We start from the raw sequence: 22,526 nt of genomic DNA on the forward strand, positions 1-22,526 counted from the left end.
CACAAGCTCTCTGGGAAAGCTTGTGATACGAGTGGTTGTTTTTTATTATAGTTGTTCCGTTTATTTTTATAATTGAACACAGGCTACGAGCTGTATAAAAGCTGTGTTCCCTTTAGTGATGCCCTTAGAAATAGGCTGCAAATCCCCTCTGGAGTTTTCGACTTGTCAAATGTTCTATTTTGTCTCTTTTTTACGAATAGATTAGAAAAAGAGCGAGCTAATCCACGATAAAATGTTTAGACCGATAATGACAGCGTGCCATTTCCAATACATGAGCACGAGGCCGGCTGTTTCACGGATCCAAGCACTCGGGAGGTAGTAGAAGGCTGTTTTAGAACCGACACTGCGCCCCTTGAGTTTTAGCTTTCGCATATAAATTCCAGCTCGCAGGGAATGAAAACTGTTGGTCACAACCAGAAAACGTGGTGTGGTATCTTGAGTTTCACCAATGAGCTTCCGGGAAAATGTTAGATTTTCGAGGGTCGTTGTGGATTGTGCTTCAAGGAGCAGTTTGTCGCTCGCCAGTCCCTTATCAAGGAGGTAGCGAGACATGGCTTGGGCTTCCGAAATCGCTTCATCATTTCCTTGACCACCAGAAACAATGATGGTTGGCTGTTTGCCGAATTTTTCATAGTAGAATAGTCCCTTGTCTAGTCGCTGGGCAAGGAGGGGCGGAACCTTGTCCCCTATCAGTCCAGAACCAAGGACAATGATATAGTCTGGCTGGTAGGTGAGGGGGAATAGATTGTAAAAAATGCCGTAGGCGATATAGGATAGGTAGATAAAACTTCCGTAGATGAGCAGGCTGTCCAGCAATTCGGTGATTTTTCTAATGAGGAAATAGCCACCAAAGAAGTGCAGAGCTAGAGTAATCAGAATCGCAAGACCGTAAAAGAGGGAGAGAAGATTGGCTAACCTACGCCCCTCAAAGGTGATCATCTGTTTGCCGTTAAAGAGGAGATAGATAGTGGATAGGAGGACACTCAGGGGGATGAGCAGTAGTCCACCGATAAGGATGAGTATAGCTGTTTGCTTGTCCCAGAGGCTCAATTGGACGACAAAGAAACCTGCTATGATAAAGGCAAAGAGAATCAAGACTATAAAAAAGAGGTAGGCATTGAGGAGACGCCTTGGTTCGAGGAGAAAGAGTGCCATAAATAAGAGGGCAGGTAAGAGCCAAACGAGGTGGAGAATCATAAAGAGTAAAGACCTTTCTTTCTAACTAAATTGCGAAATATTTAGTTAGTATACCATAAATCCTTGTACTAGAAAAGATGGTGAAAGACTGCTATAAGGTTCCTAAAAAATAAGCTAATCCCTATCTGTATAACAGCTAGGTTTCGGTTTGCCATAGAGTTTAACCCCTTTGAAAATGAACAGGCTAGTTTGTCACCTTGGACCGAAAGCAGTTTATAAGTCGGGAAATCGTTCTCACGAGAACTTTTTCTTGACATTCGATCTAGAAGTGTTAAAATAGTTCTCATGGTAACGAATAAGAAAGGAAAATGTTATGACGACAGATCTATTGAAAGAATTTAATAGACTAGCTCATAACATGGGTTCGGTTGTCCATTCTGCCGCCCGAGATGCTGATATGGAATTGCTGGGAGGACCGCAGGGGCATGTCCTCTATTATCTTGCCCACCATGAAGATGAGGAAATTTTTATCAAGGATATTGAGCACCATCTGAAGATTTCCAAATCTGTAACCAGCAACCTCATCAAGCGGATGGGAAAAAATGGCTTTATCGTGGTGGAGCCATCTAAGAGGGATAAACGCAAGAAAATTGTCCGCATGTCAGATACTGCTAGGATAAAAAGTCAAAAGATCGGTAAGTTTTGGGGTGATATGCGCCAAAAATTACTAGCAGGGATCGCAGAAGAAGATCTAGCAGTCTTTTCAAAGGTTATCCAACAACTTCATCATAATTTAGAAAAAATTGAGCAGAAGGAGAAAGAATGAGTAAACTATTTAAACGCTTAAATGGCAAAGAGTGGTTGATGATTCTAACGAGTATCGCCTTTGTCTGTCTGACAGTTTGGCTAGAGTTAGAAGTCCCAGGCTATATGTCTGACATTACTAGACTCTTGCAACTGCCGGATACAAGGACTTCCGAACTCTGGTCACCGGGTCTCAAAATGCTGGGTTTTTCGTTAGCTAGTTTGGGAGCCTCTATCATAGTTGGTTTTATGGCGTCGCGCTTGGCTGCCAGCTTTACCACCCGTTTGCGCAAGGATATTTTTCACCGAGTTTTAGATTATTCAGACGCTGAAGTTAAGCACTTTAGTATCCCTAGTCTTTTGACACGGACAACCAATGACTTGACCCAGATTCAACTCTTATTCACCATGGGCTTGCAGGTTGCAACTCGTGGACCGATTATGGCGCTCTGGGCATTGAGTAAAATTGTCGGCAAATCAGATCATTGGCTTTGGGCGGTCATCGTAGCAGTCTTGATTAACCTAATCATGATGACGGTTTTAGTCACTCTCGCCTTTCCAAAACAAACGCTTGTCCAACAATTGACCGACCGTTTGAACAGTATTACCCGTGAAGGGCTAACAGGTATCCGAGTCGTTCGTGCTTATAATGCCGAAGAGTACCAGGATGGAAAATTTGCTCAGGCCAATGAAGAACTAACAGCACTCAACCTATTTGTCAGCCGTTTAATGGCGCTGATGAATCCTGTCATGATGATGATTTCCAGTGGCTTGAGCCTAGCCATTTATTGGATTGGTGCTTATCTCATCAATGAGGCTGCTCTAGCAGATAAGTTGCCGATTTTTAGCGATATGGTCGTCTTTATGTCCTATGCGATGCAGGTGGTCATGGGCTTCATGATGATGAGTGCTTTGTTTATTATTCTACCGCGTGTCTTGGTCTCAACCAAGCGGATCAATGAAGTACTGGACTTAACCTCCTCTATTCTTTCGCTTCAAAAATCCCAAGCAGGAGTAGCTACGGAGGAGCAGATTATCTTTGATGATGTGACCTTCCGTTATTCAGATGCATCAGAGGCAGTCATTGAGCATGTCAGCTTTACCGCAAAAGCTGGCGATACGGTGGCCTTTATCGGTTCAACTGGTTCTGGAAAATCTACTTTGGTCAGCTTAATTCCGCGTTTTTATGATGTCAGTGAAGGTCAGATTTTGCTAGACGGGGTAGATGTCAGAAATTACAGTGAGGCAGACTTGCGTGCCAAGGTCGGCTACATTCCACAAAAAGCAGTCTTATTCTCAGGCGATATTCGCAGTAACATTGACTTTGGAGAGAGTAAGGAGAGCCCACTCAATGATGAGGCGATTTGGGAAGCCTTAGATCTGGCACAGGCTAAAGATTTTGTTGCGGAAAAAGAAGACGGGCTTTCTGCACATGTCGCCCAGTCGGGGAGCAATTTTTCCGGCGGTCAGCGTCAGCGCTTAGCGATTGCACGCGCCCTTGCTCGTAAGCCTGAAATCCTGATCTTTGACGATTCCTTCTCTGCTCTAGATTACCGGACGGATCGTACGTTACGGGAGGAGCTTGCAAAACGTACTGCTGGGATGACCAAGTTGATTGTAGCACAAAGGATTTCGACCATTATGGATGCTGATCAAATCTTGGTGCTGGATAAGGGCAAAGTTGTGGGTCAAGGAAGTCACAAAGAATTACTTGCCAACAATGAAGTCTATCAAGAAATTGCTTACTCACAATTATCAAAGGAGGAATTGGAAAATGGAAAATAAGACATCTTCTTTATTTAGCCAAATGAAACCTCATATCAAAGGTTTTCAAGTTCCTTTTGTCCTTGCGATGCTTGGAGCGTTTATATCAAGTGTGATTACGGTAATTGGACCCGATAAGATCAGGGAGATCACAGACTTGATTACTGAGGGATTGAGGACAGGGATTGACACCGATAAAGTATCTAAGATTGCAATGACCCTGGCGCTTCTTTACGGAATCGGAGCTCTTCTCAACTACGCTCAATCCTTTACGATTTCAACGATCATTCAGTATTTTTCAAAACGCCTGCGGACAGCAATTGCAGAAAAAATCAACAGGCTCCCTTTGGGCTACTTTGATCGTCACTCCCAAGGAGATACCCTCTCTCGTGTGACCAATGACGTGGATACAGCCAGCCAGTCTCTGAATCAAAGTTTGGGTACCGTTCTTTCCTCAAGTATCCTTTTACTTGTGACCCTTATAATGATGTTTAAAGTCAACGTAACCCTATCCTTTGTAGCGATCGGTTCTGTCTTATTTGGATTTGTCTTTGTCAGCATTATCATGAGACGGGCGCGAGGATTTTTTAAGAACCAGCAAACCAATCTCGCCAAAGTGAATGGTTACGTAGAAGAGATGTACTCTGGTCATCAGGTTGTGACAGCTTATCATGCGGACCATGAAGTAAAAAAGCAGTTTGAAAATCTCAATCAAGCCCTCTATGTCAGCATGTGGAAATCTCAATTTATTTCTGGCATTATGATGCCGCTGATGATGTTTATCGGAAACTTCGGCTATGTGATGGTAGTGATAGCAGGAGCTGCTTTGACCTTGCATGGTCATGCAACGATGGGGACGATTGTTGCCTTTATGGCCTATGTACGTATTTTCTCTCAACCTCTGTCCCAGATTGCGCAAGGTTTGACAGTCTTGCAATCTGCCAGTGCTGCTATGGGGCGTGTCTTTGACTTCTTAGGTGAGCAAGAGATGGAAGATGATCAGGCAAAAGTGCAACAGCTAGTTTCTCTAAAAGGGGACGTGACCTTTGACCATGTGTCCTTTGGCTATTCGCCTGATAAGACCATTATCCATGACTTTTCTGCAGTCGCTAAGGCAGGGCAAAAAATTGCCATTGTTGGCCCGACTGGTGCTGGCAAGACGACGATTGTCAATCTGCTGATGAAATTCTATGAGATTGACCAAGGACGGATTTTGATTGATGGTGTGGATACCAAGACCATGAAACGCTCCGAGGTGCATGATGCCTTTAGTATGGTCTTGCAAGATACCTGGCTTTTTGAAGGAACCATTAAGGAAAATCTAATCTATAATCAGCAAGATATTTCGGATGCGGCGGTTATCCAGGCTGCAAAGGCGGTCGGAGTACATCACTTTATCATGACCTTGCCAAAGGGCTATGATACCAGACTTGATGATACAGTGACCTTGTCAGTCGGACAAAAACAATTGCTGACGATTGCTCGAGCGCTTTTAAAAGATGCGCCGCTACTCATTCTTGATGAGGCGACGAGTTCTGTCGATACCCGAACGGAAGAACTGATCCAAAAAGCCATGGACAAACTTATGGAAGGGCGTACCTCCTTTGTCATTGCCCACCGCTTATCTACCATTCGTAATGCTGACCTCATTCTAGTCATGAAAGATGGTAATATTATTGAGCAAGGCAATCATGACGCCCTCATGGCTCAAAATGGCTTCTATGCCAACCTATATAACAGCCAATTTAGCGAGGAGTAAAGTGGTCCAGTGGACCACTTTAGCCTTGCGTCTAGATTAAGATACAAAGCCCGTAAAAAACTCACAGCGCACTCAAGAGTATCCTTATCCGTAAGCGGACATAGTCCGCAACGGCTACGGCAAACTAGGAAATCTGACGCAGAGACTAGAGAGAGTTTGCTTCGCAAACTTCTATTTCCCGCCTCCAAAGGTATCCCATACCTTTGGAGCTAGGAAGATTTATACCTCAAGGTAGCCAGACCTGTAATCAGCTAAAGCTGAAACAGTTATGTCTCTTTTCGCACAGAGTTTAGGGCGTGTTCAGTTAGTCAAGATACGAGAGCGTTTGACACGAGTTTCACTCGTTTTATCTCCAACCTTCCACAGTCTATTCCTAGACTGTGGAAGCGAGCACAGCAAAAATAGGAGTTTTGACGCAGAACTACAAGTTCTAGGAAAAACTATCTTTTTTGCACAGCTCGTAGCTCGAGTTCAATTACGCTAAGATACAAAGCCCGTAAAAAACTCAAAGCGCACTCTTTCAGGTATAAATAGTCACTTCCCTGACTGTTTATACTGTATCTGCATAGTAGCATAGCCTGCAACAGCAAACTAGAGTTTTGACGAGTGAAAAGCTCCTGTGGAGGTTTTCAGCCTAGTTCCTAAAAGGAGCAGTATCTCTAATCAGTTAAAACTGGAACAGTTACATCACTTTTTCACTAGCAATGTAGCTCAAATTCAACTTACAAGATTAAGTTGAGAGAGTCGTATTTTGATTTTTGAAGAGTATAATATATTAGATATTGATCTTAGATGACTATGCCTACAAAGGCTTGGGAGAAACAGTATAATCGTTTCGTCCAAGCCTTTTATGCTTGGACTATTGGAGGAGTTCCATGCTATAATAGAAGAAAAGGAGGCAGTGCCATGTACGAATTTCAAAATCCAACAGATGAACAGATCCAAGCCTATCTAGCAAATAGCAAGACCATTGCGGTAGTAGGCTTATCGGACAAGGACGATGCGGTCAGCAAGCGCGTTTCTAAGTTTATGCAGGAGATGGGCTATCAGATTATTCTTGTAAATCCTCGCTTGGCTGGCGGTGAGATTTTAGGCGAAAAAGTGTATGCGAGCCTTTCAGATATTCCGCTCGCGATTGATATTGTGAATATTTATCGCAAGAGTGAATATTTAGCGGATGTAGCGCGTGAATTTGTGACCCTCGACGCCCAGGTCTTCTGGGCGCAGCTAGACTTACAGAGCCAAGAAGCAGCAGCAATATTACAGGCAGCAGGTCGGGAAGATGTGGTCATGAATCGCTGTATCAAGCGAGAATATGTTCGGCTTATGAAAGGGTCTGTGGACTGATGGCAACTCTCGTCATTATTCGGGGAAATTCTGGCTCGGGTAAGACCAGTTTGGCAGCGGCTTTACAGGCTCATTATGGTCGTAGAACCCTGCTCATCTCCCAAGACAATGTTCGCAGGACCATGTTAAGAGAAAAAGTGGAGCCTGGGAATCTTTCGATTGCGCTGACCGAAACAATCGCTCGCTTTGGGTATGCAGAGGATTTATTGGTGATTGTTGAGGGATTTTATGAGGCAGAGGTCTATGGAGAGATGCTGGCAAACTTGCGTAGCCTGTTTGCACCTAGGGTCTTTGCTTATTACTATGATATTCCCTTTGAAGAGACCGTTAAGCGACATGCCACCCGGGTCAAAAAGCATGACTTTACCGCAGCAGATATGAAACGTTGGTGGCTAGATCAGGATTATCTTGGCGGGGAGGAAGAGGCATTTCTCACCGCCGAGAGTAGTTTGGAGGCGGCAGTTCAGATAATTCGTCACAGGATAGAGGATGCGTAAAAATTGGTCATTCGTAAGAGTTGGCTTACATGATAGGTGCGAGCCTAGAGATGGAATAAACTGCAGTCAGCAACCCAGTAAGTCAAGAAATTGGGAAGATTAAAAACAGCCGAATGGAAGATGAACTATATGCAACACCTCCCTAGCTGTTACGAGATTGTCCCTGATATGGATATTCTTTGTATCTGGAATAAGGAAGAAGCGAGAACTTTCGTGTCTCGCTCTTTTTGTTCGATTTTTCATTGCTCATACCCAACGAAAATCAAAACTAGATTAGCTTCCACTATCTGGGAGATAGTGGAAGGTTGGAGATAGGCTTGGCGCAGTTAATCTCCGATAAGCCGAAGATAGTGGTCTAGTTGATCACTAGACAAGTGCTTGATATGAAAGTGTAGCTTTTATATCAAGGTTCCCGACAAGTGTCCTTTTGATTTTCAAAGCCTATCAAATGCGGCAAAGGCTCGATCTTCATAATGAAATGTGAAATAGAATTAAAATTATCAGACAATTACTTGAAAATGAGAGAAACTGTGCTATAATGGAGATAGGTTTTAAGAAAGGGAAGGACGATGAAAAAATTCGGCATTATTCTATTATCATCTGCGCTTTTACTAACAGCATGCGCAGGAACAGCACCCCAAGGGGAGACAAGCCAAGAAAGCACAAGGATACAGGTGGATGACAAGGACCTAGATCAGGCGACATCAAAGTACAAGGCTTTTGTAGAAGAGCAAATTGGTCAACTGTTGGCAGATACGGAAGATTTTGCCCAGTTGCTCAAAGATGGCAAGCTAGAAGAAGCTAAAAAGGTCTATCCTGTGATCCGTATGGCCTATGAGCGCTCGGAGCCGATTGCGGAAAGTTTCGGTGAGTCGGATGTGAAGATCGATTTCCGCTTGGTGGATTATCTGGAGGAAAATAAGACAGAAGAAGGCTGGTCAGGTTTTCACCGTATTGAAAAAATCCTCTGGGAAGACAATACCACAGCAGGTACTGAAGCATACGCCGACCAGCTGGTCAATGACATCAAGGAATTAAAGGCGAAAATTGCAACTGTTGAAGTAACGCCAGACATCATGTTGACTGGAGCAGTTGACTTGCTCAACGAAGTAGCAACCAGCAAGATTACGGGTGAGGAAGAAGTCTATTCCCATACGGATTTGTACGACTTTAGAGCCAATATCGAGGGGGCGGAGAAGATTTTTGAACTTTTCAAACCAATGCTAGAACTAAAAGATAGTAGTTTAGTGACAAGCCTCGAAAAAGAATTTAAAAATGTCAACGATCTTCTTGATCAATACATGACAGATGACACACACTACAAGCTCTATACTGATTTGAGTACAGACGATACCAAAACCTTGGCTGAAGCTGTGACCAAGCTCGGTGAACCTCTTTCTCAAATGGGGATTATTTTAGACGGGAAGTAAACAATGACAAAAGACGAAAAATGGTTTGATAAGAAAATGGATCGTCGTGAATTTCTCAAAAAAGCAGGCTTAGGGGGAGCTGGACTTGCACTCGGTGCTTCTGGTGCCTCTGCTTTTTTCGCTAGAAAGGTGACGAGTGAGACCGCAAAAGCCGAGGGTGGAGAAGACATCTCTTTCTATGGTGAACATCAGGCAGGTATTGTGACGCCAATGCAGAAAAATGTCTATTTTGTCGTATTAGACCTGCATTCAATAGAGAGGGCTGAAGTTATCCAGATGTTTAAGGACTGGACAGATTACAGCGAGAAATTAGTGACAGGCCAATTGGTCAAAGAAGATAGCGACAATGCCTATCTGCCACCTTTTGATACAGGCGAGACAGTCGGGCTTAATCCGCACCGTCTGACACTGACCTTTGGAATTTCTCCTGCTTTTTTGACCAAGTTAGGCTTGGATAGTAAGAAGCCTAAAGAATTTCGAGATCTACCTGTATTTCCACGGGATCAGCTCAAGGAAAGATACACTGGTGGAGACATTGTTATCCAGGCATGTGCAGATGATGAGCAGGTGGCATTTCATGCGGTTAGAAATCTGGTGAGAAAGGGACGCCATGTCGTGACTATGAAATGGAGTCAGGCAGGTTTTGCAGCGCTTGGTAACCGCAAGGAAACACCGCGCAATCTTTTTGGTTTTAAAGACGGTACAGCAAATGGGAAAACCGAAGAAGAGTTTAAAGAGGTCATCTGGTGTGATGATGCCAACTGGATGCGGGGTGGTACCTATATGGCGGTGCGCCGGATTCAGATGTTTTTGGAAACATGGGATCGAACCAGTCTCAACGAACAGGAACATACCTTTGGTCGCTATAAGGAAAGTGGTGCACCTTTCGGACAAAAGGATGAATTTGACGAAGTGGACTTGGATTTGAAGGACGAAAAGGGAGAGCCAGTTGTGCCGGTTGATTCCCATGTCCGCTTGGCAAAGGAAACAGGGCTTGAAATCTACCGCAGAGCCTTTTCGTATTCAGACGGGATTGATGAGAAAACAGGGCAATTTGACTCAGGTCTGCTCTTTATCTCTTTCCAAAAAGATCCAGAGCAGTTTATCACTATTCAGAATAATCTTGGAAATCTAGACAAGCTAAATGAGTACATCACCCATGTCGGAAGTGGTTTGTTTGCCTGTTTTGCTGGTGTGAAAAAAGGAGAGTATATTGGTCAAGCCTTATTTGAATAAATTGGCAGTCCTTGCCCTCCTTGCTCTGACCCTGCTTGCTTCCCCCGTTTCAGCAGAGGATTCTTATAGTCACCTGTTTATTACGATTACAGATGCGACAACCGCTTTGCAAAAAGGAGATCGGGGGACAGCGGAGCAGCTGATTTCCCAGTTACGAGCAGATTTTACGCAAATTGAAAACCATGATTCCAAGGCTGGTCAATCGGTGACCGAGCGCTTAGAGGAATTGGAAAAAGCTCCGACAGAAGAAAAATTGGTCGCTGTTTCAAAAGCCCTTTTAGACTTTGATGCGGAGCAACACCCCGTGGATGTTGATGCTGAAAAAGAGAAGTTGATGACGAAACTCGCCCCTAGTTATACTAGCTTGCAGGCAGCTATTGATACTAAGGATATGGATGCAGTCAAGGAGCAGTACAAAAAACTAAACAGTGCTTGGACGGTCAATGAGCGTATTGTTCGTGATACCAGTACGGGTCATTATGGGAAAATTGAAACAGCCATTTCTTTCTTGCGTAGCAGTATTGAGACAGAAGCAGTAGATTATAGTGCGATTCAACTGTCGTTTGATGAACTGAAAAATGCGATTCAAGCCTTTAAGGACGGTAAGGAAGTAGCAACGACTGCGAACAACCTGACCTTGAAAGATGGGATCGGTCTGCTGGAGCAAGCACGGACTGCTTTTGAAGCAGGAGATAGGGATAAAGGGACTGCTTTCATGAAAGAATTTATCACTATTTGGCCAAGTATCGAAGGGGATGTCAGTACGCGCTATCCGAGCCTTTATACCCGTGTAGAGAACCAAACACCCCTTATCATGGTGCGGGGAGAGGAGGCTGAATACCAAGAAAAGCTGGATCAGTTGATTGCAGATTTATCAAGTATTGATACCTCTGCCAGTTACAATGCCTTTGATGCCATGCTGATTTTGCTTCGGGAGGGAGTGGAAGCCTTGCTCATCGTCATGGCATTGGTATCTACTCTTAAAGCCAGCAAGCAGAAAAAGGGCTTGACGTGGGTATATGGTGGAGCAGTCGTAGGTCTTTTAGCCAGTACGATACTAGCCATTGCGCTGCAACAATTTTTTCCGACCCTTTCATCAGGAACCAACCGTGAAATCATTGAGGGGATAGTCGGCATTGTTGCGGTAGTGATGATGATTGTCATTGGAATCTGGCTTCACAGCAAGTCCTCTGTTAAGAAGTGGAATGACTATATGGAAGAGCAGATGCGAGTGGTGACAGCAAGTGGTAGTTTTGTATCTATGTTTGCCCTCAGCTTTCTAGCAGTCTTTCGGGAGGGGGCAGAAACCATTCTCTTTTATGCAGGTATGCTTCCCCAAATTAGTCTTAGAGAGTTTTTGCTAGGGATTGGTCTCGCCTTTCTTGTTCTCATCATCCTAGCGATTCTGATGGTACAAACGACCAGTAAAATCAAACCACATCGGGTCTTTTTCTACCTGACTTGGCTGATCTATGTCCTTGCCTTTAAGATGCTAGGCGTGAGTATTCATGCCCTACAATTGACCAGTATCCTGCCGAGCCATGTGATCAAAGGAGTACCGACATTAGACCTTATCGGCCTCTATCCAAGTCTGGAAGTTCTCTTGTCACAGCTCTTGCTTATCGTCTTGATCGGCTGGCTAACCTGGAGGAATCGCGAAATTCATGAAGACTAAGCAAGAATTAACCATTGTCGAGCATTTGACCGAGTTTCGGAGCCGTTTCATTTGGACCATTTCCTTTTTCTTTATCAGTTTCTTGGTCAGCCTTTACTTTTCGAGTAGTATCTATCAGTTTTTGACCCAGGGATTTTCCCAGAAATTGATTGTGCTAGGTCCAAATGACATCTTGTGGATTTATATCAATTTAGCAAGCCTCGTGGCCTTTACCCTGACCCTGCCTTTTTTGACCTATCAGGTCTGGGCTTTTATCCTACCAGCCCTTGATAAGGCAGAGGCAAGGAGTGCTTTTTGGTATATCCCGGCGGTCTTTTTATGCTTTGTGGTGGGTCTCCTATTTGGATTTTATTTGGTTAGTCCAGCCCTCTTACAGGTTCTCTTATCCTTTGGAGAGGGGCTCTTTGATACTAGATTAACGGCTCAAAACTATCTCGCTTTCTTGCTCCATACGACCCTGCCTATGGCAGTTGTCTTTGAAATTCCAGTTTTGGTCGCTTTTTTGACCTCCATTGGTATCCTTCATCCACTATTTTTGGTACAATATAGAAGACATGCCTACTTTAGTTTGCTGGTGGTTGCGGTTATCATTACGCCAGCTGATTTTACCAGTGATTTAGCCATGACGGTGCCACTCATTCTCATCTATGAAGTGAGTGTGGCGCTTAGCAAGTGGCTCTACCGAAGAAAAGAAAAAGGGAGAACCTGATATGGGAATCTTACGCGATATTGGAGCACCAGGAATGATTATCTTGGTCTTGGGTGCCCTCTTGATTTTTGGACCAAAACGCCTGCCAGAGTTGGGCGACTCCATCGGCAAAATGATTTCATCCTTTAAAAAAGCCATGGATCAAGGAGAATCAACAGACAAGGACGATACAGCCAACTAGTCGGCTGATATTCAGAAAAAGAGTAGATAGAGTGAGGAAGCTCGATGGAGAGTTCCACACTCTTTTTTGAAGACTATAAAAGGTGAGGGAAGGGAGAAAGATGCAATTTGAAGAAGCCTTTTTCAAGGATAAAATCTGGCAGAGAGCGCGCCTGTTGGACTATGGTTTTAAGGAAGAAAGAGGAGTGTTGCGCTTTTGCCAATCGTTCATGGATGGGCATTTTGAAGCGCGGATTCAGGTTGACTCGAACAATCAAGCCTCTGCCCAAATCTGGGACTTGGATATGGATGAAGAATACCATGGCTTTCGCATTCAGCGTGCAGTCGGAGCCTTTGTAGGAGAAGTACGAGAGCGTTATGCGGAGATTCTGCAACACTTGGTACAGCATTGCACCGAAGAAGAAACCTTTCGATCCACCCAAGGAAACCGCTTGGTTCGCTATGTAAAGGAACATTTTCAAGAAGTTCCTGATTATCCCTTTACTAAGGCGCCAGACATCGCTACCTTACGCCATGCTACTAATCAAAAATGGTACGGGTTGGTGACCCAAGTGCCGTGGACAGCCTTGGGAGTGGTAGACAAAGCAGGAACAGTCGAAATCATCAATGTCAAAGTAGAAGCTGGGCAGATGAAAGAATGGTTGGCACAGGAGGGCATTTACCCTGCCTACCACATGTCCAAGAAAACCTGGGTTTCGATTAGCTTGGACGGCAGTTTAGCAGATGAGGCCTTGTTTGCCCTTGTCAGCAAGAGCCGCGATTTGGTCGCTCCGAAAACGACGCAATTTTCATTTGGTCCTTGTTGCTGGTTTATCCCAGCCAATCCCAAACTCTATGATATTGATACTGAGTTGCGCAGTAAAGGTATGATTCTTTGGACTCAGAAGCCTAAAATCAAGGCAGGAGATCTGGTCTGTATTTATATGACCGCACCGATTCAGGCCATTCGCTATCTCTGTCGTGTGACCGAAGCCCACATCCTTGGGGAGGAGAAGGAATTCATGCAGCTGGAATTAGTTCGGGAACTTGCAGATGATACCTTTCCCTTGGCACAGATGAAGGAATTAGGGGTGAAAGCAGTGCGTGGACCACGGCTTGCGACACCAGAATGCAGAGCGGCATTGGAAAAACTGCTGGAAGAGTGCTGATTTGGAGAATTATCAGAAAATTCAATGTTTTGCTTTACATCTTTTTGAAAAAGTCTATAATAGGAATATAGTTTTGGAGGTTATGGAGTATGAAGAAGAGTTTTATCCACCAGCAGGAAGAGATTTCCTTTGTCAAAAATACCTTTACCCAGTATCTAAAGGACAAGTTGGAAATTGTCGAAGTACAGGGTCCGATTTTGAGCCGTGTCGGTGACGGTATGCAGGACAACTTGTCAGGGGTTGAAAATGCGGTCACCGTCCATGTCAAATTGATTCCAGATGCGACCTATGAGGTTGTGCATTCCTTGGCCAAATGGAAACGCCATACCTTGGCTCGCTTTGGCTTCAATGAAGGGGAGGGACTATTTGTCCACATGAAGGCTCTTCGACCAGATGAAGACTCGCTTGATCCCATTCACTCGGTCTACGTAGACCAGTGGGATTGGGAAAAGGTGATTCCAGATGGTAGACGCAACCTCGCTTATTTGAAAGAGACGGTGGAGTTGATTTATAAGGCTATTCGGCTGACAGAATTAGCTGTTGAAGCCCGCTATGACATCGAAGCGGTACTACCGAAGCAGATTACCTTTATCCATTCGGAAGAATTGGCAGATCGCTATCCAGGCTTGACACCAAAAGAGCGGGAAAATGCCATTGCAAAAGAATATGGCGCGGTCTTTCTCATCGGCATTGGTGGAGAGTTGTCAGATGGCAAACCACATGACGGCAGAGCACCTGACTACGATGACTGGACGACACCATCTGAAAATGGCTACAAGGGGCTAAATGGAGACATTCTCGTCTGGAATGAGCAATTACAGTCTGCCTTTGAATTGTCCTCTATGGGCATTCGGGTGGATGAAGAGGCTCTGAAACGCCAAGTGGCTATTACAGGTGATGAGGATAGGCTGGCATTTGAATGGCACAAGGCCCTATTAAACGGTCTCTTCCCTCTCACGATTGGTGGTGGAATCGGACAATCACGCCTTGCCATGTTCCTCCTCCGTAAAAAACACATCGGCGAAGTCCAGTCCAGCGTTTGGCCACAGGACGTCCGCGATACATTTGAGAATATATTGTAAAGAACTGAATTTTCAGTTCTTTTTTAGTGCCCTAGGAAACGCTTACTTCGTTGCCAATACAGGTTGCAAAAATATCTACTACCAAACAATTTGATCGAGCTTTATAATAAAAATATAGAAAGAGAGGGGAAGAAGGTGAAAGAGAGAACAATTGATTTGATTAACAAGTTGTTAGTCTCAAAGCTCCCTGTTCAAATGAATCAACTACAAAAAGACTTGCAAGTTAGTGCTAGAACCATTCGTAACGATATTACTCACTTGAATGAATTTCTGGAAGAACATCAGCTTCCTAGAATTCAATCAATAAGAAATAAAGGCTTTAAATTGGAGTTGTCAGAGCAGGAAGAAAAGACATTTAGGGATTCTCTACGTAATGAAAAAAACCAAGATTATTTAACACGAGAAGAACGCATGTTGGATATTTTGTTGGATATAGCGTTAAATGCAAATCCTGTTTTTCTCTATCGGAAAGAAGAAGAGTACCGTGTCTCGAAATCGACTATTGATGAAGACATGCGCCAGTTGAGACAGCGACTGATTTCTTATCATGTAGAAATTGTTAGTCATCCTAAAATTGGTTTGGTTTTAGAGGGAAAGGAGTCGACAATCCGAACCATGTTATATGCTTTCATCAGCTCGGCAATTGCGAGGGATAACGAACGATTTGAACTAAGTCGTCCAGATATCATCGGACGCTATATAGCAACTGAATGTGTTCGCCTGCTTGACAATTTATTTGAAGAAACTATTTATTCGATTGGTGACCAACTTCATCGACTTCACTTTAATCTTTTTACTTGTATTTGGATGGGAAGAATGATGAAAGGACAGTTGGTTGAAGTAACGGAAGTCCCCAATGAATCTGTAAAAGATATTCGTGGAATTAGAGAGTATTTACAACGAATTTGTACATACTATACCTTGGTACCTACCATTACAGAGTTGGACTATATTTATGCTATGTTACAGTCCTTTCATGTAAAGGAAGAATATAGTCCCATTAACTGGCTGCAATTGCAAATGCTAACACTACAATTGATTCATTTTGTTACAGAACGAACAGGTGTTCCGTTTTCCAAAAAGGAAAATTCATTACAAGAATCGTTGTATCGGCATATGATTAGCATGGTTTCACGAATTGAGAATGATATCCAGCTAACAAATCCTTTGACAGATAAAATTCGGCAAAGCTATGGGGCTATTTATGAAGCAGTTCAAGTATTTTCAACTGATTTAGAGAAACAGTTAGGGAAGACCATTTTGGAAGATGAAATTGCCTTTCTAGCGATTCATTTTTCAGCAGTATTGAGCGAAATGAATCAGGAAAATCAGTATTGGTATCGAGCGGTGGTGATTTGTAATCATGGCGTGGCAACTGGAAAATTACTTTCCGAAAATCTTAGGGAATTTTTTAACATTGAAGTTTTTGCTGTGTTGAGTTCTAAGGAATTGGCCATTGTAGATAAGTTGGATGTGGATTTGGTTTTTTCTACAGTAGAAATTACCTACACTCAAAAACCGCTACTCATTGTGGATTCTTTAATCCAAGAAGGAACGAAGGTTCGGATTTTACATTTTTTAGCAGAACACCCTGAAGCTAGACGAGTTATCCACAAACGAAATGAGTATACAGTCATGTTTCGAGACTTACTTCAAATGATTGAGCAGATGGGAGAAGTTGACACAGAACTTTATCTAAAGCTAGAACAACTATTTAAAGAGTATGATTTAACAATTAATATAAGAGAGGTACAGCCAATGATTCAAGATATTTTAACTGATGATGCTATTCAAATCGTATCCAAAGAATACGACTGGCCAGATGCTATAAAACTAGTCGCTCAGCCTTTGCTGGATAAGGAGGTCATTACACAAAACTATGTGTCAGCCATGATTGATAGTGTATCAGAATATGGTCCCTACATTGTCATAGGACCGCATTTCGCTTTGGCACACGCTCGCCCACAAGATGGAGCCAATGAACTGGGACTAAGCGTGACTATTTTTGAAAATCCAGTTTACTTTGGACCAGAAGAAGAGCAGCTAGTATCCGTTATCTTTTGCTTATCAGCAGTTGATGCATTTTCTCATTTGAATATTATGAAAAGTTTGGTGAATTTAATTCGCCATACGGATAAAGTGGAACAGCTTTCCCAAGCGAGGGACATTGAAACTGTCAAACAAATTTTATTTCATTCACATAAGGAGGAAGAATGATGGAACGTCCAATCACAATTTTATTTGTATGCGGAGCAGGACTAGGGTCTAGTTTTGCTGCTCAGATGGCTGCAGAGGATGTATTGAATCAATACAATATCAATGCAAAATTAGACCATGTTGATATTTCAACAGCGGCTTCTGTTCAACCAGATGTTATTATCACCGCACAGAATTTCCAAAAACAATTTGAAACATTTTCAATTGATGAGGAGAAAACGGCGATTATTTATTTAAAAAACATAGTGTCTTCAAAGGAAATTGAAGAAAAATTATTACCTGTATTACGGGAAAAACAAGTAATTAAATAAAGGAGAAAAGTGATGCAGATTGTGAATTTCATTATTAATAATATTTTAACTCAGGCCTCTATTACGATTGCATTGATTGCCATGCTAGGGCTTGTTCTCCAGAAAAAATCTCTCGGGCAGGTCATTTCTGGAACGTTAAAAACCTTACTTGGTTTCCAAGTGTTGAGTGCTGGCTCAAGTGTTATTGTAGGTAGTTTGTTATACTTTGGTGATATTTTTAAGCTAGCTTTCCATACGCAGGGAATCGTCCCTTCAATTGAAGCGATTAATGGTCAAGCCATGAATGACCTTGGTTTAGGAAGCGATATTGCGCTGACCTTTCTAGCAATCTTTATTTTCAACATTCTATTTGCTCGTCTAACGAAGTGGAAATACATCTTCCTTACTGGTCAAGCGATTCTTTGGATGGCTACGATGACAACTGTCTTTGGTTATTTTGCAGGATTGCGTGGATTTGTCCTGATTGTTGTGGGTGGTATTGTCGGCGGTTTCTTTGCCATTGCAATGCCGGCTATTGCTCAACCGATTATTCGGAAGGTAACTGGTTCAAATGACATTGCTTTGGGACATTTTTGTACAATTGGATATTTGTTTGAGGCAGGAGTAGCAAAAATTTTTGGAGAACGCGGAGAAAATAAGAAATCTATTGAAGATATTGAGTTGCCAAAAGCGTTTGATTTCTTGCAGGATACTTATCTATCTGTCATGGTAGTAATGGTACCACTTTATCTTATTACAGCTATTATCGCAGGTCCAGATGCCGTTGATACTGGTAGTCAACATCATGTCATGTTTGCCTTCCTGCAGTCCATTCAATTTGTAGTGGGGGTATATATCCTCTTATCAGGTGTCCGCCTCTTGTTAGCAGAGATTGTACCAGCCTTCCGTGGAATTGCGATGAAACTTGTTCCAGATGCGATTCCAGCTCTTGATTGTCCGGTCTTTTTCCCATACTCACCGAACGCAGTTATTTTAGGATTTATTACAACTACCATTGGAACTCTGATTGCCATGGTAGCTCTACCAGTATTTGGTCTTGCGACTATTTTGCCAGGTATGCTGACGAATTTCTTTGCTGGTGGAACAGCAGGTATTTTCGGAAATGCTGTAGGAGGTCGCAGAGGAGCAATCATTGGCGGCATTGCTCATGGTTTCTTCATCACTCTTCTTCCGGCTCTCTTGGTTACTGCATTTGGTCAACTTGGCTTTGTCAATGCGACTGCAACAGATGTTGATACAGTAGCGGCAGCATTGTTATATGCTTGGATTTTTAGTCCACTATTGAAAATGCTTAATGTTTAGTCATCTATCTTAGGAGGTGAATAGATATGTTTTCATTTTTTAAGAAAAAGAAATTTCAGAAAAAAGAGGAGATTCCTCAAGATAGTTTAAGTGCAGACGAAAAAGTTCTATTGCGGGGGAAAATCCTAGATTTAAACAAGCAATTAGAGCAAGAAGGCCTTGCAGTTGCTCAGCAGGCTCGACTCTATGAAGAAGTAGGCTTATTACAGGCAAAATTAGGAGAAACAAATGTTGCCATTGAGACTTTAGAAAAAAGTCTGGATTTAAAGTTGACAATAGGTGACGGTTACAAACAATTAATGAGTTTATATAACCTAAAAAGAGCAGAAGCCGCTCGTGATAAAGACAATGAGGCGATTGATTATTACATGAGTAAGATGGATGATATGCGAAATATCGCCAAAAAATTAACGTTGACAAGATAGGAGGAGTGTATGTACAAAACTTTAAAAGAAGTAACGGAGACAGCAAGTAGATTAAATATGACGGTTGGAGCCTTTAATATGCATAATTTGGAAATGCTTCCTGATATGATTCGGGGAGCAAAGGAAGTTGGAGCTCCGATTATCATTCAAACAAGTATCGATACAGCAAAATACATTGGCTATGAAGTGATTGTAGCAGTTGTAAAGTCGCTTGCTGAAACACATATGGTAGATGTTGCTTTGCATCTTGATCATGCAAGAGATGTAGATGCGATAAAAGAGGCAATTGCCGCAGGTTATTCAAGCATTATGTTTGATGGTTCTCGTTTGCCTTTTAAGGAAAATATTGAAAAGACCAAATTGGTTGTCGAATATGCGCATGCCCGTGGTGTTTCTGTAGAAGGGGAGCTTGGGACTATCGGTGGAACAGAGGAAGGAATTTCTGTTGCGGAAGATGATAAGGTTTATACTAGACCAGAAGATGCTGTTTTGTTTGTAGAAGAGACAGGGGTTGATGCCTTGGCAGTTGCAATTGGTACAAATCATGGACAATTTAAATCCAAAACGGAAGTAAATGTCCCTCTTCTCAAAGAGATTCATAAAGTAGTAGATGTTCCCTTAGTGATTCATGGTGGTACGGGTGTGAAAGAAGAGGATTACCCTGAATTAATCAATAATGGTATCCGGAAATTCAACGTAGGAACAGAATTACTTGTTAATTGGACCCAAGAAGCGAAACAAACCTTTGGTGAAACAGCGGTTAACAAATCCCTGCGATATAATGTCATTCCAGCCAATCAAAAAGTAAAAGAAATTGTCAAACATAAAATGAACTTATTCCTCAATCGACATCAGCCTATTACGATGGGGTAGCTTATGGAAAAGTATTTGATTCTTTTGGCTGGACCACCAGCTACGGGGAAAAGCTATTTAAGCAGTTTGATATGTGATGCTCTTCCGCAAACCTATACCATTTCACCAGATGAGTTCAAACAAGATTTAGCGGATCGTGTCGGTTTTTCAACAGCAGAAGAGAAAAAGGAATTGGAACAACAAGTCTGGCACCTATATTACCAAGCCTTGGAAATCTACATGAGCGTTGGAAAGCAATTTATTGTAACAGAGTATCCTTTCTCTTATAAGCAAAAACCTTACTTTGAAGAATTTTCTCAAAAATACAATTATCATATTATCACGATTCGTTTAGTGGCTGAGTTTGAAGTCCTGTGGCAAAGGAGGATTCAACGTGATTTAGACGAGAGTCGGCATTTGAGCTTTTTGATGAGTCATTATCACTACGGGGATGCATTGCAGGATCGTAAGCAGGCAGACGAATTGATTACTAAACAAGGTTTTTGGGATATTATTGAAGCGAGGCAGTACAATCAATTTTCTTTAGGTAAACTTTATGAGATAGATGTTACTGATTATGCTACAGTGGATTACGCACCACTATTGGAGGAATTAGTAGCCTTATCTTAAGAAGGTTGGACACTAGCTCCAGCCTTTTTCTGTCTCCTTTTATTTCATGAGAATTCTCATTTCTTTCATCGTCCCTCTCTGAAAACATTTACAATCAGCTTATCGGTGCTTTTTATGGAGATATGTGATATACTTTTTTAGTTAAACTAAACGAAGTAGAGGCAGATATGACAAATTTAAGAAATGATATTCGGAATATCGCAATCATCGCTCACGTTGACCACGGGAAAACAACCTTGGTAGATGAGTTGTTAAAGCAATCTCAAACGCTTGATGAGCGTACGCAGTTGGATGAGCGCGCGATGGATTCCAACGATATTGAAAAAGAGCGTGGTATCACCATTCTTGCAAAAAATACAGCAGTTGCTTATAACGGTACTCGGATTAACATCATGGATACGCCGGGACACGCGGACTTCGGTGGGGAAGTCGAGCGGATTATGAAAATGGTTGATGGGGTTGTCCTTGTCGTTGATGCCTATGAAGGGACCATGCCACAGACGCGCTTTGTATTGAAAAAAGCCTTGGAACAAAACTTGACGCCAATCGTTGTGGTCAATAAAATCGACAAACCCTCTGCGCGTCCTGCAGAAGTAGTGGACGAGGTTTTGGAACTCTTTATCGAGTTGGGGGCAGATGATGACCAGTTGGAATTCCCAGTAGTCTACGCATCAGCCATTAACGGAACTTCTTCTCTCTCTGACAATCCAGCAGACCAAGAAGAAACCATGGCACCAATCTTTGACACCATTATCGAGCATATCCCGGCTCCAGTGGACAACTCAGATGAGCCCTTGCAATTCCAAGTGTCACTCTTAGACTATAATGACTTTGTCGGTCGTATCGGTATCGGACGCGTGTTCCGTGGAACGGTGAAAGTTGGTGACCAAGTAACCCTTTCAAAATTAGACGGTACAACAAAAAACTTCCGTGTGACAAAACTCTTTGGTTTCTTCGGTCTGGAACGCAAGGAAATCCAAGAAGCCAAGGCAGGGGATTTGATTGCCGTTTCTGGTATGGAAGACATCTTCGTTGGAGAAACCGTTACGCCTACAGATGCGATTGAGCCGCTACCAGTGCTTCGGATTGACGAGCCAACCCTTCAAATGACCTTCCTTGTGAATAACTCACCATTTGCCGGTCGTGAAGGGAAATGGATTACCTCTCGTAAGGTCGAAGAGCGTCTTTTAGCAGAGTTGCAAACCGACGTCTCGCTGCGGGTTGACGCGACAGATTCACCTGATAAATGGACGGTATCAGGCCGTGGTGAATTGCACTTGTCTATCTTGATTGAAACCATGCGTCGTGAAGGCTATGAGCTTCAAGTATCACGTCCAGAAGTCATCATCAAGGAAGTGGACGGCGTGAAAATGGAGCCATTTGAGCGCGTGCAAATTGATACCCCAGAAGAATACCAAGGTTCTGTTATCCAAAGCCTATCTGAGCGCAAAGGTGAAATGCTGGATATGCAGGCGACAGGCAATGGGCAGACGCGTCTGGTCTTTCTTGTTCCAGCTCGCGGCTTGATTGGCTATTCGACAGAATTCCTTTCTATGACTCGCGGATACGGAATCATGAACCATACCTTTGACCAATACCTTCCAGTTGTTCCAGGTGAAATCGGTGGTCGTCACCGTGGAGCCCTCGTTTCAATTGATGCAGGAAAAGCAACGACTTACTCCATTATGCGGATTGAAGAACGTGGTACGATTTTCGTCAATCCAGGTACAGAAGTATATGAGGGAATGATCATTGGAGAAAATTCTCGTGAAAACGACTTGACAGTTAATATCACGACAGCCAAAGCTATGACCAATGTTCGTTCAGCTACCAAGGATCAGACGGCTGTTATCAAAACACCGCGCATCTTAACCTTGGAAGAATCACTTGAATTCTTGAACGACGATGAGTACATGGAAGTCACACCAGAATCTATTCGCCTACGCAAGCAAATTTTAAATAAAGCAGAGCGTGATAAGGCCGCGAAGAAGAAAAAATTAGCAGCCGAAGAGGGCTAAGCC

Annotated in this window: 20 protein-coding genes; 19 read left to right on the forward strand and 1 reads right to left on the reverse strand. The window is 42.9% G+C overall.

Annotated elements, in window-relative coordinates; translation table 11 throughout:
* Window positions 1–201: 201 nt before the first annotated feature.
* On the reverse strand, window positions 202–1,197 hold the full coding sequence (locus E4T82_RS00185) for a YdcF family protein (protein ID WP_135180901.1): 996 nt from the start codon (window positions 1,195–1,197) through the stop codon (window positions 202–204).
* A gap of 313 nt (window positions 1,198–1,510) precedes the next feature.
* Here E4T82_RS00185 and E4T82_RS00190 point away from each other — a divergent pair, with 313 nt between their 5' ends.
* The 19 genes from E4T82_RS00190 to typA all read left to right on the forward strand — a co-directional run bounded on the left by E4T82_RS00190 (window position 1,511) and on the right by typA (window position 22,523).
* Window positions 1,511–1,963, forward strand: a complete 453-nt coding sequence (locus E4T82_RS00190; RefSeq protein WP_135180902.1) for a MarR family winged helix-turn-helix transcriptional regulator — start codon at window positions 1,511–1,513, stop codon at window positions 1,961–1,963.
* Window positions 1,960–3,726: an ABC transporter ATP-binding protein gene (locus tag E4T82_RS00195; protein WP_135180903.1), complete on the forward strand. Its 1,767-nt coding sequence runs from the start codon at window positions 1,960–1,962 to the stop codon at window positions 3,724–3,726. Before E4T82_RS00190 ends, E4T82_RS00195 begins: the two co-directional genes overlap by 4 nt.
* A complete protein-coding gene (locus E4T82_RS00200; RefSeq protein WP_135180904.1) occupies window positions 3,716–5,464 on the forward strand; it encodes an ABC transporter ATP-binding protein in 1,749 nt (582 codons plus the stop codon). The genes E4T82_RS00195 and E4T82_RS00200 overlap by 11 nt, the downstream gene beginning before the upstream one ends.
* A gap of 906 nt (window positions 5,465–6,370) precedes the next feature.
* A complete protein-coding gene (locus tag E4T82_RS00210) occupies window positions 6,371–6,811 on the forward strand; it encodes a CoA-binding protein (protein ID WP_135180906.1) in 441 nt (146 codons plus the stop codon).
* Entirely contained in the window at window positions 6,811–7,308 is a 498-nt protein-coding gene (locus tag E4T82_RS00215) for a kinase (RefSeq protein WP_135180907.1), read from the forward strand. Before E4T82_RS00210 ends, E4T82_RS00215 begins: the two co-directional genes overlap by 1 nt.
* 569 nt (window positions 7,309–7,877) lie before the next feature.
* The gene (efeO, locus tag E4T82_RS00220; RefSeq protein ID WP_135180908.1) at window positions 7,878–8,738 is read left to right on the forward strand and encodes an iron uptake system protein EfeO; all 861 of its coding nucleotides are present in this window, start codon (window positions 7,878–7,880) and stop codon (window positions 8,736–8,738) included.
* Window positions 8,739–8,741: 3 nt separating this feature from the next.
* Entirely contained in the window at window positions 8,742–9,974 is a 1,233-nt protein-coding gene (efeB, locus tag E4T82_RS00225; protein WP_135180909.1) for an iron uptake transporter deferrochelatase/peroxidase subunit, read from the forward strand.
* Window positions 9,952–11,649, forward strand: coding sequence for an FTR1 family iron permease (locus tag E4T82_RS00230; protein WP_135180910.1), 1,698 nt, complete (start codon window positions 9,952–9,954; stop codon window positions 11,647–11,649). Before efeB ends, E4T82_RS00230 begins: the two co-directional genes overlap by 23 nt.
* Window positions 11,639–12,358 carry a twin-arginine translocase subunit TatC gene (gene tatC, locus E4T82_RS00235; RefSeq protein ID WP_135180911.1) on the forward strand — a complete coding sequence of 240 codons (720 nt, stop codon included), beginning with the start codon at window positions 11,639–11,641 and terminating at the stop codon, window positions 12,356–12,358. The genes E4T82_RS00230 and tatC overlap by 11 nt, the downstream gene beginning before the upstream one ends.
* Window position 12,359: 1 nt before the next feature.
* Window positions 12,360–12,539, forward strand: coding sequence for a twin-arginine translocase TatA/TatE family subunit (locus E4T82_RS00240; RefSeq protein WP_135180912.1), 180 nt, complete (start codon window positions 12,360–12,362; stop codon window positions 12,537–12,539).
* A 100-nt stretch (window positions 12,540–12,639) separates the two neighbouring features.
* Complete coding sequence (locus E4T82_RS00245) at window positions 12,640–13,686, forward strand: MmcQ/YjbR family DNA-binding protein (RefSeq protein ID WP_135180913.1); 1,047 nt, start codon at window positions 12,640–12,642, stop codon at window positions 13,684–13,686.
* Between the two features lie 89 nt (window positions 13,687–13,775).
* Window positions 13,776–14,768 (forward strand): aspartate--ammonia ligase, encoded by a 993-nt coding sequence (gene asnA / locus E4T82_RS00250; RefSeq protein ID WP_135180914.1) that lies wholly within the window; start codon window positions 13,776–13,778, stop codon window positions 14,766–14,768.
* 135 nt (window positions 14,769–14,903) lie between these two features.
* The gene (locus E4T82_RS00255) at window positions 14,904–16,985 is read left to right on the forward strand and encodes a BglG family transcription antiterminator (RefSeq protein ID WP_135180915.1); all 2,082 of its coding nucleotides are present in this window, start codon (window positions 14,904–14,906) and stop codon (window positions 16,983–16,985) included.
* Window positions 16,985–17,296 (forward strand): PTS sugar transporter subunit IIB, encoded by a 312-nt coding sequence (locus tag E4T82_RS00260; protein WP_135181150.1) that lies wholly within the window; start codon window positions 16,985–16,987, stop codon window positions 17,294–17,296. Before E4T82_RS00255 ends, E4T82_RS00260 begins: the two co-directional genes overlap by 1 nt.
* Window positions 17,297–17,308: 12 nt before the next feature.
* Window positions 17,309–18,598, forward strand: a complete 1,290-nt coding sequence (locus E4T82_RS00265) for a PTS sugar transporter subunit IIC (RefSeq protein ID WP_135180916.1) — start codon at window positions 17,309–17,311, stop codon at window positions 18,596–18,598.
* A gap of 26 nt (window positions 18,599–18,624) precedes the next feature.
* On the forward strand, window positions 18,625–19,023 hold the full coding sequence (locus E4T82_RS00270; protein WP_135180917.1) for a tetratricopeptide repeat protein: 399 nt from the start codon (window positions 18,625–18,627) through the stop codon (window positions 19,021–19,023).
* Between the two features lie 9 nt (window positions 19,024–19,032).
* The gene (locus E4T82_RS00275; RefSeq protein ID WP_135180918.1) at window positions 19,033–19,896 is read left to right on the forward strand and encodes a class II fructose-bisphosphate aldolase; all 864 of its coding nucleotides are present in this window, start codon (window positions 19,033–19,035) and stop codon (window positions 19,894–19,896) included.
* 3 nt (window positions 19,897–19,899) lie between these two features.
* A complete protein-coding gene (locus E4T82_RS00280; RefSeq protein WP_135180919.1) occupies window positions 19,900–20,505 on the forward strand; it encodes an AAA family ATPase in 606 nt (201 codons plus the stop codon).
* Window positions 20,506–20,672: 167 nt separating this feature from the next.
* Window positions 20,673–22,523, forward strand: coding sequence for a translational GTPase TypA (gene typA / locus E4T82_RS00285; protein WP_135180920.1), 1,851 nt, complete (start codon window positions 20,673–20,675; stop codon window positions 22,521–22,523).
* Window positions 22,524–22,526 lie beyond the last annotated feature (3 nt).

The sequence above is a fragment of the Streptococcus cuniculi genome, assembly GCF_004570575.1.
Classification (GTDB): Bacteria; Bacillota; Bacilli; order Lactobacillales; family Streptococcaceae; genus Streptococcus; species Streptococcus cuniculi_A.